The sequence below is a fragment of the Bradyrhizobium stylosanthis genome (genome assembly GCF_001641335.1).
Lineage (GTDB): Bacteria > Pseudomonadota > Alphaproteobacteria > Rhizobiales > Xanthobacteraceae > Bradyrhizobium > Bradyrhizobium stylosanthis.
Window position 1 is genome coordinate 252,324 of the sequence record NZ_LVEM01000004.1, and the last position, 15,860, is coordinate 268,183.

Consider the following 15,860-nt stretch of genomic DNA (forward strand, 5'->3'; position numbering starts at 1 on the left):
GTCAATGACACTTGAAATAGTCGAAGGGTTCGCGGCAGGACCTGCAGCGCCAGAGCGCCTTGCAGGAGGTCGAGCCGAATTCGGACAACAGCTCGGTCTTGTCCGAGCCGCATTGCGGGCACGCGACGGCCTGCTCACCGAACAGCGCGCGGCGCGAGTGGGAGGCTTGCGGCGGCGCGATGCCATAGGCGCGCAGCTTCTGGCGTCCCTCCTCGCTCATCCACTCGGTGGTCCAGGCCGGCGACAACACCGTGCGCACCTTCGGCTGGCGGAAACCGGCGCGCTCCAGCGCGATCTCGATCTCGATCGCGATCATGTTCATGGCCGGGCAGCCCGAATAGGTCGGCGTGATCGCAACCTCGACACGATCGCCGTCGAGCACGACATCTCGCAGAACGCCGAGATCGGCGATGCTCAGCACCGGGATTTCCGGATCGACCACGCTCGCGGCCGCGTCCCAGGCGCGCTGGCGCAGCGCGGTGTTGTCATCGACCGCGATCACCATGTCTGCCCCGGGAACGTTCGCTGCATCGACTGCAGTTCGGACAGCAGATGGCCGAGATGCTCGCTATGCCGGCCCGAGCGCCCCCCTTGTTGCATCCAGTCGGTCTGCGGCAGCGTGAGCGTCGCTTCCCCGATGACACCGGACAGCGTCGTCAGCCAGCGGCCGCGCAGGGTGCCGGGATCGACGGCGATACCGGCATGGATCAGGCCCCGCTCGCCGTCGTCGACGGCAAACATCTCGCCGGTAAACGCCCAGAGCTGATCGATCGCCGCCTGCGCCCGCCGATGGCTCTCGTCGGTGCCGTCGCCGAGCCGGATGATCCATTCCGAGGCGTGGCGCAGATGATAGGCGCTCTCCTTCTCGGACTTGGCGGCAATGGCCGCCAAGGTCGCATCGCGCGAAGTCATCATCGCGCGCCAGTACAGATCGGCAAAGGCGGAATAGAAGAACTGCCGCACCAGGGTCTGGGCAAAGTCGCCGTTGGGCTGCTCGACCAGCAGCAGATTCCGGTACTGCCGCACGTCGCGCAGATAAGCGAGCTTGTCCTCGTCGTTGTCCTTGCCCTCAGTCTTGGCGGCGTAGGTGTAGAGCTCGCGCGCCTGGCCGATGAGGTCGAGCGCGATGTTGGAGAGCGCCATGTCCTCTTCCAGCATCGGCGCGTGGCCGCACCATTCCGACAGCCGATGGCCGAGGATCAGCGCATCGTCGGCGCGGCGCAGCGCGTAGAGCACCAGCGGCGTTTCGGAGACCTCGATGTTGGCGGTCGCCATCACATGTGCCCCACTTCCTCGGGCACCTCATAGAACGTCGGATGCCGGTAGATCTTCGACTCCGCCGGCTCGAACATCATGCCCTTCTCGGCAGGATCGCTCGCGGTGATCGCAGTCGACGGCACGACCCAGATCGACAGGCCCTCGCCGCGGCGGGTGTAGATGTCGCGGGCGGCCTGCAACGCCATGGTCGCGTCGCTCGCATGCAACGAGCCGACATGCTTGTGCGCGAGCCCGTTGCGGCTGCGAATGAAGACTTCCCACAGCGGCGTGTTCGGCGTGGCCATATCGATCTCCCTATTCGGCGGCTTGTGCGGTCTGGCGCTGCGTGCGCTTTGCGGCATAGCTGGCCGCCGCCTCGCGCACCCAGGCGCCGTCGTCGTGGGCCTTGCGTCGCGCCGCCATGCGGTCGCGGTTGCACGGGCCGTTGCCGGCGAGCACCTGCTTGAACTCCGTCCAGTCGATCTCGCTGTAGCGCCAGTGCCCCTCCGCATCCTGGGTCATGCCGGGATCGGGAATGGTCAGGCCGAGATATTGCGCCTGCGGCACGGTGGCATCGATGAATTTCTGGCGCAGCTCATCATTGGAGAAGCGCTTGATCTTCCATTTGGTCGAGGTGTCGCTGTGCTGGCTCGTCGCATCCGGCGGGCCGAACATCATCAGCACCGGCCACCACCAGCGGTTCAGCGCATCCTGCGCCATCGCCTTCTGCTCGTCCGAGCCGCGGCAGAGCGTCAGCATGATCTCGTAGCCCTGGCGCTGGTGGAACGACTCCTCCTTGCAAACGCGGATCATCGCGCGCGCGTAAGGACCGTAGGAGCAACGGCACAGCGGGATCTGGTTCATGATCGCGGCGCCGTCGACCAGCCAGCCGATTGTGCCGATGTCGGCCCAGGTCAGCGTCGGATAGTTGAAGATCGAGGAATATTTGGCTTTGCCGGCGAGCATCGCGTCGACCAGCTCTTCGCGCGAGGTGCCGAGCGTCTCGGCGGCGGCGTAGAGATAGAGCCCGTGGCCGCACTCGTCCTGCACTTTCGCCAGCAGCGCGGCCTTGCGGCGCAGCGTCGGCGCGCGCGTGATCCAGTTGCCCTCGGGGAGCATGCCGACGATTTCGGAATGGGCGTGCTGGGAAATCTGGCGCGTGAGCGTCTTGCGATAGGCCGCCGGCATCCAGTCGTTCGGCTCGATGCGCTCCTCGGCATCGATGCGGGCCTGGAACTGCGCGGCCTTGGCCGCGTCCTCGAGACCGCGATCGTCGGTCTCGGCCGTGTTCAGCGCCTGGGTATACATGCGCGTCCTCCCGTTTATTGGGAGGCAATATATAACAAAAATTACGTCATGCAAGATATTTCTGTAACATAAAGATCAGGCGCCGAACCGCCGCTCCAGAAGCTTTCGGGCCGGCGGCAACGCCCCCTTTTCATTGGTTCCATGACCGTCAAGCCATTGTTCGGACGGGGCAAGCAGTGCGCGATAGATCTCGCCGCAGAGCGCGCGGGCAGCCCTGCCCGGCCAATCCGCCGGCAGCAGGCTGTCGGGCAGCAGCGGATCGCGCAGCACGACGCGGCGGTAATGATGGATCAGCAGGATGCGCGCGGTGAAGGCGTCGGCTTCGGACAGATCCGTGCCGCGGCCGATCGCGGCGCGCAGTGGCTCGAACGTCTTCATGAATTTCAGATAGGCATCCGCAGTGCGCTCCAGCGGCCAGCTCGCGCTGAGCAGACGGCGGCCGCTGTCGTCCTCCGCGGAGACTTCGAGACGGATCGCGCCGGCGGCCTCGTCGGGCACCGGCACGCCCGACGGCGCAACCCAGACGCCCGGCAGCGGACTGCCGAAGCCGGCATTGCGCAGCGCTTCGCGCGAGGCGTCACGGTCCTCGCCATTGCCGATCAGCAGCAGCTCGAAGCGCCCGGTCCAGTCCGACGGCGGGGAACCGTAGATGTGGTGCGTCGCCGCTTCAAACGTCTGCCGGCCCTTGTCGGCCAGGCGATAGAAACTGTTGCGGCCGACCTTTTCGCGCGTCAGCCAGCCGTCGGCGGCAAGGCGCGACATCGCGGTCCGCACCACGCCGCTGTCGATATCCAGGCTTTCGAAGAATTCCAGCAGCGTACCCAGCCACACGGAGCCGCCGCGCGGCACGATGGCGTCGCCAAAGACGGTGATGACGATGGAGCCGGTGCGCGAGGGTTCGCGCTTGAGCTGGTCGATGATGCGGGAGAGCGGATGCGCCATGCGGCATGGCTTAGCGCGTTTGATGCGGCCGCGACAATGGACGGAAACGACGCCGAGCGGACGGCGCCTCTCCTCCCTCTCCCCGTTCTTACGGGGAGAGGGTCGGGGTGAGGGGCTACATCCGCAAACTCAGTGACAGACGGACTCGCGGGGAGTCCCCCTCACCCGCCACGCTCCGCGTGTCGGCCTCTCCCCGCGCGCGGGGAGAGGCAAAGAAGTTACCGATGCGGATCGGGATAGGCGAGGCTGCGCCAGCCGCCGCGGTCGAACGGACGCCACTGGCCTTCCTTCTGCGCGAGGCGGTCGGCCACGGCGTAGACGACGGCGGGGTGATGACCCATGCCGCAATGGCTGCTCTCGACCTCGATGCTCTCGGTCTGCGCGCCCGCCTTCTCCATGCAGCCCTGCCAGGCGCAGACACCGTCGGTGCGGCTGAAGATGGCGGTGGTCGGCACCGGCGGCGGCACGGCAAGCTCGCCACCGAACTGCGGATCGACCTCGTCGGCCTTGCGGCCGCTCGCCCATTCATAGACGCGCCAGGCATTGGTCGAATGGGGATTGCCCGCAAAGGGGCTGCCGAGCGTGATCACCTGGCGCACGCGATCGGGCATCATCTTGGCGAGCTGACGTGCGTAGAGGCCACCCAAGCTCCAGCCGACCAGGCTGATCTTGCGGCCGTGCGTGTCGCTGAGCTCCTCGACCAGATCGACCATCGCATGCTGAACGCCCTCGCGCAGGCCGTAATTGCGGCCCTGGCGCCAGCCGCTGACCGCGTAGCCCTTGCTGGTCAGAAAGCTGCGCAGCGCGCGCGTCGACGCATCGGAGGCCACAAGGCCCGGCAGCACCAGCACCGGATGCCCGTCGCCGCGCGGCGCGAGGCTCAGAAGCGGCAGCGCGCCGAGGAATGCGCCGAACTCGTGGATCGCGCGTCCTTCGAGAAACATCAGAGTACGGGACGGCGGACGCAGCGTCTGGGCAGTAGCGGTCATCAATGGGTCCCCTGGAGAAGGCGCCGGCTTTGAGCCGGCAATGGGCATGAATTCCAATACGCCGGCTTCTTGAACGTTCCGCAGCGCAACATGAATCAGCTAGGCGGCCGGTTCCCGACATTCAAGCGGGAGAGTCGCGGGGCGACAATAGGCCCGCGCGTTAATGCTAACGGCCGTGACGCAAAAGTCACAGCAAACGAAGCAGGAATTCTACGGAGTACAGCGCAAGCCCGGCGAGCCCGCCGATCAGCGAGCCGTTGAACCGGATGTATTGCAGGTCGCGCCCGATGTTGATTTCGATCAGCGAAATCAGCTGCGCCATGTCCCACGCCTTGACCTGATCGGAGATGAAGGTCGAGACGCCGCTCTTCTGATCGGCAACGAAGCTGCGCAGCACCGTCACCACGCCCTTGTTGATCTCGCCGCGCAGTTCGGCATCGCCGGCGAGCGCCTCGCCTGCAGAGGCGAACATGCCGGCGAGATGATGCTGCAGCACCTGCGTCTCGCCGCTCGCGCTGCGCTCGATGAAGGAGCGCGTGTTGGACCAGACGGTGCGGGCGAGATCGGCAAGCTCCGGCCGCGCGAGCAGGTCACGCTTCAAACCGTCGATGCGGTCGATATAGGCTTGGTCGGTGCCGAGCCGGTCGACGAAGCTCAGCACCATGCGATCGAACTCGCCGCGGAACGGATGCTTGGGATCGCTGCGCACTTCGTTGAAGAAGGCGGTGGCGGAGGCCACGATCTTGTTCACCAGAAACTTGTCGGCGCGATAGAGCGTGAGCAGGGTCGGCAACTCCGCGCGCACCTTCTCGCGGATCATCGCCATCGTCTCCTTCTGGTTCAGCGTCTCGTGCATGACGCGCAGGAGATCGTCGAACAGGATCTGGTGCCGGCCTTCCGCGACGAAGCCGCGCAACGTGCCGGCCGCGAGCGGCGCAAGATCGATCGCCTGGAGCTGCGAGGACATGCGGCGGATGATGAAGGTCATCAGGCCCGAGCTTTCCGTTGCCGACACGGCCTCCGGCAGCAGACGCAAGGCGAAGCGCGCAAGATCGTCGCTGCGCTTGCGGTCGCGCAGCCAGTCGGCAACGAAGGAGCCGAAATCGATCTCCTTCAGCTTGGCCTCGACCGGGCCGGCCTCGAGGAAATGCACCTGGATGAACTCGCCGAGCTTGTCGGCGATGCGGGCCTGGTTGCTCTGGATGATCGCGGTATGCGGGATCGGCAGGCCGAGCGGACGCTTGAACAGCGCGACCACGGCATACCAGTCGGCGAGCCCGCCGATGGTTGCGGCCTCCGCGAAGGCCGCGATGAAGCCGAACACGGGGTGCACGGGCAGCAGCCATTTTGCGACCACGAACAGCGCCAGCGTCGAAGCCAGCACCAGCGTCGCCAGCGCCTTCACACGGCGCAGCTCGGCTGCGCGCTCGGCGTCGCCGGGGGTGTCGAAGGAGAAGGTGGCGGGAGCGTTCATGGTGGATTCTTAGCGCGTCAGTCTCGGCGTGTCCCGGACGCGGTGCAGCGTGCAACGATGCACCGCAGAGCCGGGACCCAGCAACACCCAAAGGAAGATGGACCCCGGATCACAGTGCACCACGCCACTGGACGATGCTTCGCATCGTCAGGGGCGCGCTGCACTGCATCCGGGGAACGCAGGAGAAAAACAAAAGGCCCGCCGAAGCGGGCCTCAAATTTCAGTTTGCACTCAGAGCGCCGGATCAGGCGGTCTTGTTGTAGACCTTGGCGAAGTTGTCCTGAGCGGACTTCGCACCGTTGGCGGCGAGCTTGCCGAGATAGTCGGCGGTCGCCTTGGCGCGCGAGACGAACACTTCGCCGCGGGCGCGGAGCAGGCTCGACTGGATCTCGACGGCTTCGCTGACCGACTTGGCGGACGCGAGCTTGTCGATGCCCGAGAAGAACGCCGCGGCGTCCTCGTAGATCGCCTGCTGGATGTTGCGGCTGATCTTGCCGGCCTCGGCGACGGACTCGGTCACGGCGTTTTCGACGGCGGCGGTCACGCGCTCGGAGCCGGCGAAAGCCTCGGCAGCACGGTCCTTGGCGGTGTTCGCGCTCTTCTTGACGAACTCACGGGCAGCCTCGGGAACTTCCAGGTTCTGGATGTTCTTGAAAGCGTCCTTGAAGCCCTCGAAAGCGGTGTTGGTTTCAGTGGTCATGGGGTTCTCTCCATCCTCATTGGGTTGAGCTATGGGCTCACCCCGTCCGCGTTGGCCCGGGGCACGGCTTATATGGCACGGTTAATTGTGCGATGCAATAATCATATTGCACTGCGACATCACGAAATCGTGAACAGCCTTAACGAGCGGCATCGTGATGCCTCTCTAGCCAACCACCCAGACATAGGCCCGATCCGGGCCTAATGTTGGACGGCGCTCTTGTGTTGGACAGCGCGCTTAGTGCTGGACGGCGCCTGGCAGCCCATAGGCTTCCATCTGGGCCTGGACCTGCGCGACGTTGTGGCCGAGCACGACGATGTCGTGGGTCTTGCCCCCGACATCCCTGACATGGTCGCGCAGCAGGGCCTCGGCCTTGAAGCCGAGGCTCTCGAACAGGGCAATCGCCGCCTGCTGGTCGACCGTCATCTGGACCGAGAGCTTCTCCAGGCCCGCGCCGAGCGCGAGGGCGAAGGTCTCCTGTGACAGCGCCTTGCCCACCCCCTTCCCGCGCACGTCGACCGAGACCACCATGCGGATCTCGCCGACATGGGGCGACCAGGAGTGCGGGTCGCGCACCAGCGTGCCGCAACCGACGACCTTGCCATCCCTGACCGCGAGCAGGCTCTGAATCGCGCCGCGCTCGATCTCCTTGACCCAGGCCGACAGCACCTTCGGCTCGCTGATGTTGCGCGGCAGGAACAAGAGGTCATGGGTCGGCAGGCCCTTGCCGAAGGCGAGCACCGCGGCTTCGTCCGCAGGCGACATCAGGCGGATCTCGATATCGCCGGCGTCGGTCTTGACGTGACGCGGATAGGAACGCTGCTCGTTCATGTCGATCTCTTCCCCAGCCAGGAGTCCAGTTTCGGCCACAGCCGTTTCACCGCGTTGGCGCCGGCGACCAGCGAGACGTGACCGCCCTTCAGGATCACCTCTTCCTTGTCCGCCGATCCGATCCTGGCGATCAGGTGCTTGGCGGCGTCATAGGGCACGATGTGATCGTGCTCGGCGACCGCATGCAGGATCGGCACCTTGATGTCTTCGAGCTTCGCCGCGCGGCCGCCGACCGACATCGTGTCGTTGAACAGCTTGTTGTCCCACATCAGATCCTTGGTGATGGTGCGGAAATATTCGCCCGCAAGCGGCAGCGTGTCGGTCGCCCAGCGGTCGAACATCCGGTAGGATTTGACGAACTCGTCGTTCCAGATGTTTTCCCAGAGCTGGATCTGGCTCACCGTGCGCGAGGCCGGCCGCAGCATCTCGAACGAGGACAGGATCATCTCCGGCGGCACGTTGCCGACGCTGTCGACGAGGCGATCGACGTCGAAATAGCGGCGATCGGAGAAGTTCGAGAACAGCTTCATCTCGCGGAAGTCAATCGGCGTGGTGAAGCAGATCAGGTTCTTCATCGGCCCGTCCTTGTGGATCGAGCCGTAGAGCAGCGACAGCACCCCGCCGAAGCAATAGCCGATGACGGAGACGTCCTGCTCGCCGGAATCGGCCTGCACGCGGCGGACGCAATCCGGGATGAAGTCGAGGACATAGTCCTCCATGCGCAGGCTCTTCTCCTCCGGCCGCGGCGCGCTCCAGTCGAGCATGTAGACGTCGTAGCCGCGCTTCAGCAGGAACTCGATGAAGCTCTGGCCCGGCACGAGGTCGAGGATGTAGCCGCGATTGGTCGTCGCCATCACGATCAGCACCGGCACGCGATAGATCTCGTCGGTCATCGGCCGGTAGTGATAGAGGCTCATGGTGCCGCGCGAATGCAGCACGTCCTTCGGCGTCGAGCCGAGCGTGGGACCGGAGGTCGAGAAATATTCGACGCCCTTGATGCTGCGCTGGATCGCGCGCTGCACCTCGGTCTGAATGCGCTCCGGGATTGCTGCGAAATCAAGTCCCGTCGGCGCGTTCATGACTGTCCTCCGTTTTCGGAGGGCGGACGCTTGGTCCGCGGCGGTTTCGGTGCCCCGTCGAAGCCTTGCGAGATGCCGGAACTTGCCGCGATCTGGCTCAGCATCGACTTCATCTCGCCGATCTGGGCTTCGATCGACTGCAGCCGTTCCGCAAGGCCTGTCACCTGCTCCCGACTCGGCAGGTTCATCGTGACGAGGTATTTCTCCATGAGCTCGCCGAGCTGCTTCTGAGCACCTGCAGCAACTCCGCCCGCGCGGTTCATCGCCTGTGAAAACTCGGGCGAAGACATGGCCTGGTTGGCGAAGGTGTTGAACCCCTTCTCCATATCCCCCACAATCTTCTGCCACATGGCGACCGGGTCGTTGGTCTTGTCGGTCATCGGCGTCCTCCTGGTACCGAGAGCTTCGACGCCCTTCTTTTTCGCCATACCACACCGTTGCGAGGGAGCGGTCAACCGGCAGGTCGCCCGGTGCGGCGCACACGGCTTCTTTGCCGCGTGAAACCGTGCGATACAGCATCAGCCAGCAGAGAGGGAACGCATCCGTGACCGCCCATCAGCCGCCCCAGACCGTCCGCGCCAACGGCATCGACATCTGCTACGAGATCTTCGGCAACGACAATGCCGAGCCGCTGCTGCTGATCATGGGGCTCGGCGCGCAGATGATCCATTGGGACGATGCATTCTGCGAGCAGCTCGCCACGCACGGCTTCCGCGTGATCCGCTTCGACAATCGCGACATCGGCAAGTCGAGCCATCTCACGGGCGGCAAGCGCCTGACGCCGCTCGAGCTGCTGAAGCTGCGCTTCCTCAGGATTCCCGTGGCCGCGCCTTACAGGCTGATCGACATGGCGAAGGACACCGTCGCCCTGATGGATGCGCTCGGCATCAAGTCGGCACATCTGGTCGGCGCGTCCATGGGCGGCATGATCGCCCAGGAGGTGACGCTGTCGTTCTCCGATCGCGTGCGCTCGCTCACCTCGATCATGTCGACGACGGGAAATCCGCGCGTGCCGCCCCCGACCCGCGAAGCCGCGGCCATGCTGATGGCCCCCCCGCCGCAAAGCAAGGAGGAGTTCATCGTCCGCTTCGGCCAGACCTGGAAAGTCCTGCGCGTCGGCTCCTTCCCGGAAGAGGAAGCGCTCGACCTCGACCGTGCCGAGCGCGTGTTCGCGCGCGGGCTCAATCCGGCCGGCGTCGGCCGGCAGCTCCGCGCCGTGCTCGCCTCCGGCAGCCGCAAGGAGCGGCTGCGCAACGTGAAGACGCCGACGCTCGTGATCCACGGCACGGTCGATCCGCTGGTGCGCCCCGAAGGCGGCAAGGACACGGCAGAGTCCATTCCGGGCGCGAAGCTGCTGATGATCGACGGCATGGGCCACGCCTTGCCGATGCGGTTCTGGCCGGAGATCATCCGCGCCATCGACAAGCATGCGCACGGCGCGGCGGCGCAGGCAGCGTAGACCGCCCGGCTCTCCTCAGGTTTCCTCGCGGTGACCTTGTGAGGCGACGGGTACTCACTTACGGCGCGCCCGCCCGGAAGCTATACAGGCTTCACTCAGTCGCAAGATAAAGAGGCTGCGGCCTCTCGGAGTCCCCATGCATCCCATCATCCGGCCCGCCGCAATGATTGCGGCTTCGATCTTCATGATGTCCCTTGGCAACAGCGCCGCGATGGCGGGCAGCGCGCAGGAAGAAGCCAATCGCACTGCCGTGCTTGCCTTCTACGAGAAGGGCCTCAACCAGAAGGACGTCGACGCCGCTCTCGCCTATGTCGGCGACCGCTACGTCCAGCACAATCCGAATGCCGCCGATGGCCCGGAGGGCTTCCGGAAGTTCATCGGCTTCCTGCGTGAAAAGTTTCCGAACTCGCGCAGCGAGATCAAGCGGAGCTTCGTGGACGGCGACTACGTCATCCTGCACGTCCACTCCGTTCGCGAGCCCGGCACCAGGGGCCGCGCGATCGTGGACATCTTCAAGCTGGACAGCGGCAAGATCGTCGAGCACTGGGACGTCGTTCAGGAGATTCCCGAAAACCCGGCGAACGGCAACACGATGTTCTAGCGCGAAGACGTCGCCCGAAGACCACCTACTGCTTCTTCGCCATCCAGATCACATGACGCGCGCCACCGCCTCTGCCGGTGGCGCGGATGTTGACTTCGTTCACGTCGAAGCCAGCGCGCTTAAGGCGGTTGGTGAAGGCCGGGTTGGGTCCCGACGACCAGACGGCGAGCACGCCCCCCGGACGCAGCGCCGTCTTCGCCGCCTGCAATCCGCTGGCACTGTAGAGCGCATCATTGCCCTTCCGGGTCAGCCCTTCCGGCCCGTTGTCAACGTCGAGCAGAATGGCATCGAAGGCCGAGCTCTTGGCACCGATCACTTCGCCGACGTCGGTCTCCCGGATGCTGACCCTGGCATCATCGAGACTATCACCAAAAACCTCCGCCATCGGGCCCCGCGCCCAGGCAACGACCGAGGGGACCAGCTCGGAGACCACGATCTTCGCCTTGGCGCCGAGCACGGCGAGCGCCGCGCGCAGCGTAAAGCCCATGCCGAGGCCGCCGATGAGGACGACGGGCTTTGCAACCTTCTCGATCTGCTTTGCCGCCAGCGTCGCGAGTGCCGCCTCGGAACCCGAGAGGCGGCTGTTCATCAGCTCGTTGGTGCCGAGCTTGATCGAGAACTCCTTGCCCTGCCGCATCAGGCGGAGCTCCTCGTCGGAGCCGGGGATTTTGGCGGTGTCGATCTTTTCCCAGGGAATCATGGGGGAGCTTTAGCACGATCGCAATGCGTAGGGTGGGTTAGCCGAAGGCGTAACCCACGTCTTTACTTTCCTGTCCTGTGGAAGTGGTGGGTTACGCCGAGCGGTTTGCGCTTCGCGCAATCCGCTGGGCTAACCCACCCTACTGTTCCGATTACCCGCCCGCCCAGACGTCGAGCACATAGCGGTTCTTCGTCCCCATCTCCTCGATCCAGCGGGCGCTGGCGGCGGCATCGCTGCCGGTCTTCTCGCAATGGACCGCGACCAGCGCGGCTTTCACGTCGGGCTCCATCTTGCTGCCGTCGCCGCAGACATAGATGATCGCGCCCTGCTCGATCAGCGGCCAGACCTTGTCCTTCTGCGCGGCGAGGACGTGCTGCACATAGGTCTTCGGTCCATCGGCGCGCGAGAATGCGGTGAACAGCTCGGTGATGCCGTCTGCCGCCAGCTTCTTCAGCTCGTCCGCGTAGAGAAAGTCCTGATCGGGATGGCGGCAGCCGAAGAACAGCATGGCCGGACCGAGCGTGGCGCCCTTCGCTTTGCGTGCGGCGCGCTCCTGGAGGAAGCCGCGGAACGGCGCAAGGCCGGTGCCTGGGCCGATCATGATGATCGGCACGGAAGGATTGTCCGGCAGGCGGAAGCCGGCCTTGGTCTCGCGAACGGTCGCGTAGATCGCATCGCCAGCGCGGCGATTGGCGAGATAGTTCGAACAGATGCCCTTGTAGGTTCCGCGCCCCGAGGCGGCCGGTCCCTCGACCACGCCGACCGTGACGCTGCAGCGCGCCGGGTCGACCGACGGCGAGGACGAGATCGAGTAATACCGTGGCGCCAGCAGCGAGAGCATTTCCAGATAGACGTGGAACGGCAATTCGCAGGCGGGATGTTCGAGCAGCAGATCGAACACCGATTTGCGTTTGGCCAGGATCTCGCCGCGGTAGCGTTCGAGCGGCTCGGGCTCCTCGCCGACGAAGGCGAGCAGCTTCGGCTTCGTCACCGGGCAGCGGGTGTGCTCGGCCATGGTCTGGATCTGCTTGCGGGTTGCGACCTGTTGCAGTTCGACGAACTCGCTGAGCAGGCGTCCGACCGACACGGCATTGCCGACCGGCAATTGCGCGCGGCGGCCTTCTGCGACCTGAAGCCTGATCTGGTCCGCCGGCAGGAAGCCGAAGCGCCGGGCGACCGAATCCACCAGGGTCGGATCGTTGCGCGGAACGACGCTCAAATGATCGCCGACGCGATAGGTGATATTGGCCGGCAGCTGCACCTCGATATGGCGCGTCGACCGCTCCGACGGATTGGCGCCGCCCTTGTTCTGAAGCTCGTCATTGGCCAGCACCTTCATCGCCACCGCCCCGCCCTGGGCGACAATGGTGTTGACGGCGGTGACCGCGACAGGCTCGATCGCGTAGAGCGGATCGTCTTCGGCGGTACGGGTGAAATTCCAGTCGATGCCGAACTCCTTGGTCGCAACCTGTGCGGCCGCCGGGAACCATTTCTGGAACTGGCCGTCGAGATCGCTGCGCGCATCGCCCTCGCCGCGCGGATAGACCGCGCGCGCGCCATGCTTGGACAATTGCTCGTCGATGAAGCGCGGCACCGATTGATAGGTCGCGGCCCAGTCGCTGTTGCCGCAGCCGAACACGGCGTAGCGCACGCCGGCGAAGGCGTCCGTCGGCCGCTCGTCGCCGAGCCATTTGACGAACTGCGTCGCATTGTCCGGCGGCGCGCCGTTGTAGGAGGCGCAGATGATCAGCACGCCGCCTTCCTGCGGCAGCTTGCCGACATAGTCGTCGAGCGGGCCGAGATGCACGGCAAAGCCGTTGATCTCCGCGAGATCCGCCATGCGCGTTGCGAGTTCCTCGGCGGTGCCGAGATTGGAGCCGTACAGCACCAGCATCGGCGTGTTGTGGCCGGGCCGCGTCGTGGGCTGGCGCTGCGCCTTCGGCGCCGAGGATGCGGCCGCGACGGGGCCGCCATAGGCGCCGCGCTCGCGGTCGGCGCGCGGCCGCACCTTGATCTTGAAGCCTTCCGGCTTCATCGTCAGCGTTTCCTTCAGATGCATCTGATAGCGCTGGTGGTCGATCAGCTTGAAGCGCTGCAGGATCATGCCGAGCGCGAGCGCAGCCTCGTGCATGGCAAAGCCGCGGCCGATGCAGGCGCGCTGCCCGTTGCCGAACGGCTTCCACGCATTGATCGGCCGTTTTGCCTCGGCTTCCTTGCTGAAATTCTCGGGGTCGAAGGCGTCGGGGTTCGGGCCCCAAACGCTGGGATCGCGATGCAGCGCGGTCACCAGGATGGTGATGAACGTGCCCTTGCGGAGCTTGTACTTGCCGCCGCCGATGGTCTCGTCGGCAAGCGGCGAGATGCCATAGGCCGGCGCCGGCGGCCATAGCCGCAGCGCCTCCTTCAGGATCTGGGTGATGTAGGTGAGCTGCGTCACCTGCTGGTAGGTCGGCTTGGCGTTGACATCGGGACCGAAGACGCGGTCGACCTCGTCATAGGCCTTCTTGAGAATCTCAGGATGCTTGAGCAGCGCATAGAGCGTGTAGGACAAGAGGCCGCTGGTGGTCTCGTGGCCTGCGATCAGGAAGGTGTTGATCTGGTAGCGGATGTTGATGTCGTCGAGCTGCTCGCCGGTCGAGCGGTCGACGCCGGTCATCATCGCGGCGAGCATGTCCTTCTTGTCGTCGATCCCGTCCGAGCTCTTGCGGCGCTCGGCGATGATCTCGTCGACCATCTTGTTCATGAAGGCGACGTCTTCGCCCATGGTCTTGCGCCGCTTCTGCATCCAGAGCTGCTCGAAAGGCAGGCCGCGCGTCATCATGATGGTTTCGAGCGAGCGCACCAGCGACTCGACGAAGGGGTGGTAGTCGCGCCGGTAGAACGAGTTGAAGCGGTACTCGAAGCCGCACAGGCCGATCGTGTCGAGCGTCAGCGCCGTCATGTCGTGGACGACGTCGATCTCGTCGTCGGCGTTGAGCCGATCCCATTTCTGCACGAGCTGCTCGGCGATATCGACCATGCTCGGGTGATAGGACTGCATCGCGCGGTTGCCGAACGGCTGCAGCAGGATGTTGTGCGCCTTGCTCCAGTTCGGCTCCCGGGTGTCGGCCGTGAACAGGCCGTCGCCGCCGACCGCGCGCACGCGCCGCAGCGCGCCGCGCACCGTCTTGTCGAAGCGCTTCTCGTCGGAGAGCTCGTCGACGAGGTCATGGCCGGAGACGACGACGATCGGCGAGCCCATCATGTCGAGCCAGAAGATCGGCCCGAGCTCCTTGGCCAGCCGCGTCAGGTGCTGCACCGGGGCAGCCGAGTCCAGCGACAGCATGTTGCCGACCACCGGCTTGGTCGGCGGCTGCGGGATCGGGTCCAGACGGTTCTTGGATGACGACATGAAAAGTGCTTCCCCCTGAATCGAAATTCCCTGCCGTCATTGCGAGCGAAGCGAAGCAATCCAGAAATGTATCCGCGGAAGCAGTCCGGATTGCTTTCGCTCCTCGCAATGACGGGCTCGCAACAACGAGCTAGCCAAACCGCCTTCTACGCCATTCGATCAACCTGGCGCTGACCTCTTCCGGCTTCTCCTGCTGCGTCCAATGGCCGCTGTCCTTCACCAGATACTTCTCGAGGTCGGAGATCAGCTTTTCCATGCCGTCGGCCGCAGACGGCGGCAGCACCGCGTCGTTCTCGGCCATGATCATCAGTGACGGCACATCGATGTGGTGATCCAGCCCCTTCGCGCGCTCCCAATTGCGGGTGAAATTGCGATACCAGTTGATGCCGCCGGTGAAGCCGGTCTCCGTAAAGGTGTCGACGAACACCTTCTTCTCCTCGGCCGACAGGATCGGCGTGCGCGGATCGACCTTGGCGTCATAGGCCGCGATCATCTGCGGGAAGGCCAGATTGGTCTTCGACGAGGCGCCGACGCCCGCGACCGGCGGTTCGTCCGGCTTCGCCGGCGGCCGCGCCAGCGGCTTGCGCATGAAGGCGTCGAAGGTCTGCTCGACCCGGCTGCCGAAAATCCTGTCCGGCTCGCGCGCGGGATCCTGGAACTGGACGATGTACATCTGGTCGCCGAAGCGCTGGCGAAACAGCGCGATCGGGTCGATCGGCGCGCGGTCCCAATGCGGGGTGTTGACGCCGACGACGCCGGCGACGCGCGAGGGATGCCGCAGCGGCATCTGCCAGACGACGAAGCCGCCCCAGTCGTGACCGACGAAGATCGCCTTGTCGACGTTGAGATGATCGAGCAGCCCGACGAGATCGCCGGTCAAATGCTCCATGTCGTAGGCCTCGACCGGCTCGGGCCGGTCGGTCGCGCCGTAGCCGCGCTGGTCGGGCGCGATCACGCGGATGCCGGCCTCGCTCAGCGCCTTGATCTGGTGACGCCAGGAGAAGGCGAGCTCGGGCCAGCCGTGACACAGCACCACCGGCGGCTTGTCGTCGGCCGGGCCAGCCTCGTAATAGCCCATGCGGATTCCGTTCGTCTGCGCGAACTTGAGCGGCGGCATTTCAATCATCAC

At 65.2% G+C, this 15,860-nt stretch carries 16 protein-coding genes; 2 read left to right on the forward strand and 14 right to left on the reverse strand.

The genetic code is table 11. The annotated features are described in order from the left end of the window. Window position 1 precedes the first annotated feature (1 nt). The 11 genes from paaD to A7X65_RS27710 form a co-directional block, all read right to left on the reverse strand. Complete coding sequence (gene paaD / locus A7X65_RS27660; protein WP_063691246.1) at window positions 2-505, reverse strand: 1,2-phenylacetyl-CoA epoxidase subunit PaaD; 504 nt, start codon at window positions 503-505, stop codon at window positions 2-4. Then, window positions 499-1,275: a 1,2-phenylacetyl-CoA epoxidase subunit PaaC gene (gene paaC / locus A7X65_RS27665; protein WP_063691248.1), complete on the reverse strand. Its 777-nt coding sequence runs from the start codon at window positions 1,273-1,275 to the stop codon at window positions 499-501. The genes paaD and paaC overlap by 7 nt, the downstream gene beginning before the upstream one ends. Continuing rightward, window positions 1,275-1,562, reverse strand: coding sequence for a 1,2-phenylacetyl-CoA epoxidase subunit PaaB (gene paaB / locus A7X65_RS27670; protein WP_008136594.1), 288 nt, complete (start codon window positions 1,560-1,562; stop codon window positions 1,275-1,277). The genes paaC and paaB overlap by 1 nt, the downstream gene beginning before the upstream one ends. Before the next feature lie 10 nt (window positions 1,563-1,572). Continuing rightward, on the reverse strand, window positions 1,573-2,565 hold the full coding sequence (gene paaA, locus A7X65_RS27675) for a 1,2-phenylacetyl-CoA epoxidase subunit PaaA (protein WP_063691250.1): 993 nt from the start codon (window positions 2,563-2,565) through the stop codon (window positions 1,573-1,575). Between the two features lie 75 nt (window positions 2,566-2,640). Next, entirely contained in the window at window positions 2,641-3,507 is an 867-nt protein-coding gene (paaX, locus tag A7X65_RS27680) for a phenylacetic acid degradation operon negative regulatory protein PaaX (protein WP_063691252.1), read from the reverse strand. Between the two features lie 218 nt (window positions 3,508-3,725). After that, complete coding sequence (locus A7X65_RS27685; protein ID WP_063691254.1) at window positions 3,726-4,496, reverse strand: esterase/lipase family protein; 771 nt, start codon at window positions 4,494-4,496, stop codon at window positions 3,726-3,728. Window positions 4,497-4,683: 187 nt separating this feature from the next. Continuing rightward, the gene (locus A7X65_RS27690) at window positions 4,684-5,970 is read right to left on the reverse strand and encodes a DUF445 domain-containing protein (RefSeq protein ID WP_063691256.1); all 1,287 of its coding nucleotides are present in this window, start codon (window positions 5,968-5,970) and stop codon (window positions 4,684-4,686) included. Between the two features lie 244 nt (window positions 5,971-6,214). After that, the gene (locus A7X65_RS27695) at window positions 6,215-6,670 is read right to left on the reverse strand and encodes a phasin (protein WP_063691258.1); all 456 of its coding nucleotides are present in this window, start codon (window positions 6,668-6,670) and stop codon (window positions 6,215-6,217) included. Window positions 6,671-6,907: 237 nt separating this feature from the next. Continuing rightward, window positions 6,908-7,501 carry a GNAT family N-acetyltransferase gene (locus A7X65_RS27700; RefSeq protein WP_063691260.1) on the reverse strand — a complete coding sequence of 198 codons (594 nt, stop codon included), beginning with the start codon at window positions 7,499-7,501 and terminating at the stop codon, window positions 6,908-6,910. Further along, window positions 7,498-8,580: a PHA/PHB synthase family protein gene (locus tag A7X65_RS27705; RefSeq protein ID WP_063691262.1), complete on the reverse strand. Its 1,083-nt coding sequence runs from the start codon at window positions 8,578-8,580 to the stop codon at window positions 7,498-7,500. The genes A7X65_RS27700 and A7X65_RS27705 overlap by 4 nt, the downstream gene beginning before the upstream one ends. Beyond that, on the reverse strand, window positions 8,577-8,960 hold the full coding sequence (locus A7X65_RS27710) for a hypothetical protein (protein WP_063691264.1): 384 nt from the start codon (window positions 8,958-8,960) through the stop codon (window positions 8,577-8,579). The genes A7X65_RS27705 and A7X65_RS27710 overlap by 4 nt, the downstream gene beginning before the upstream one ends. A gap of 164 nt (window positions 8,961-9,124) precedes the next feature. Here A7X65_RS27710 and A7X65_RS27715 point away from each other — a divergent pair, with 164 nt between their 5' ends. Continuing rightward, the gene (locus tag A7X65_RS27715; RefSeq protein ID WP_063691265.1) at window positions 9,125-10,039 is read left to right on the forward strand and encodes an alpha/beta fold hydrolase; all 915 of its coding nucleotides are present in this window, start codon (window positions 9,125-9,127) and stop codon (window positions 10,037-10,039) included. Between the two features lie 136 nt (window positions 10,040-10,175). Beyond that, on the forward strand, window positions 10,176-10,640 hold the full coding sequence (locus A7X65_RS27720) for a nuclear transport factor 2 family protein (RefSeq protein WP_063691267.1): 465 nt from the start codon (window positions 10,176-10,178) through the stop codon (window positions 10,638-10,640). A 25-nt stretch (window positions 10,641-10,665) separates the two neighbouring features. Here the strand turns inward: A7X65_RS27720 and A7X65_RS27725 are convergent, their stop codons facing one another. The 3 genes from A7X65_RS27725 to A7X65_RS27735 all read right to left on the reverse strand — a co-directional run bounded on the left by A7X65_RS27725 (window position 10,666) and on the right by A7X65_RS27735 (window position 15,857). Further along, complete coding sequence (locus A7X65_RS27725; protein WP_063691269.1) at window positions 10,666-11,340, reverse strand: spermidine synthase; 675 nt, start codon at window positions 11,338-11,340, stop codon at window positions 10,666-10,668. Between the two features lie 151 nt (window positions 11,341-11,491). Next, window positions 11,492-14,731 carry a bifunctional cytochrome P450/NADPH--P450 reductase gene (locus tag A7X65_RS27730; RefSeq protein WP_063691271.1) on the reverse strand — a complete coding sequence of 1,080 codons (3,240 nt, stop codon included), beginning with the start codon at window positions 14,729-14,731 and terminating at the stop codon, window positions 11,492-11,494. A 130-nt stretch (window positions 14,732-14,861) separates the two neighbouring features. Further along, entirely contained in the window at window positions 14,862-15,857 is a 996-nt protein-coding gene (locus A7X65_RS27735; RefSeq protein WP_063691272.1) for an alpha/beta fold hydrolase, read from the reverse strand. Window positions 15,858-15,860 lie beyond the last annotated feature (3 nt).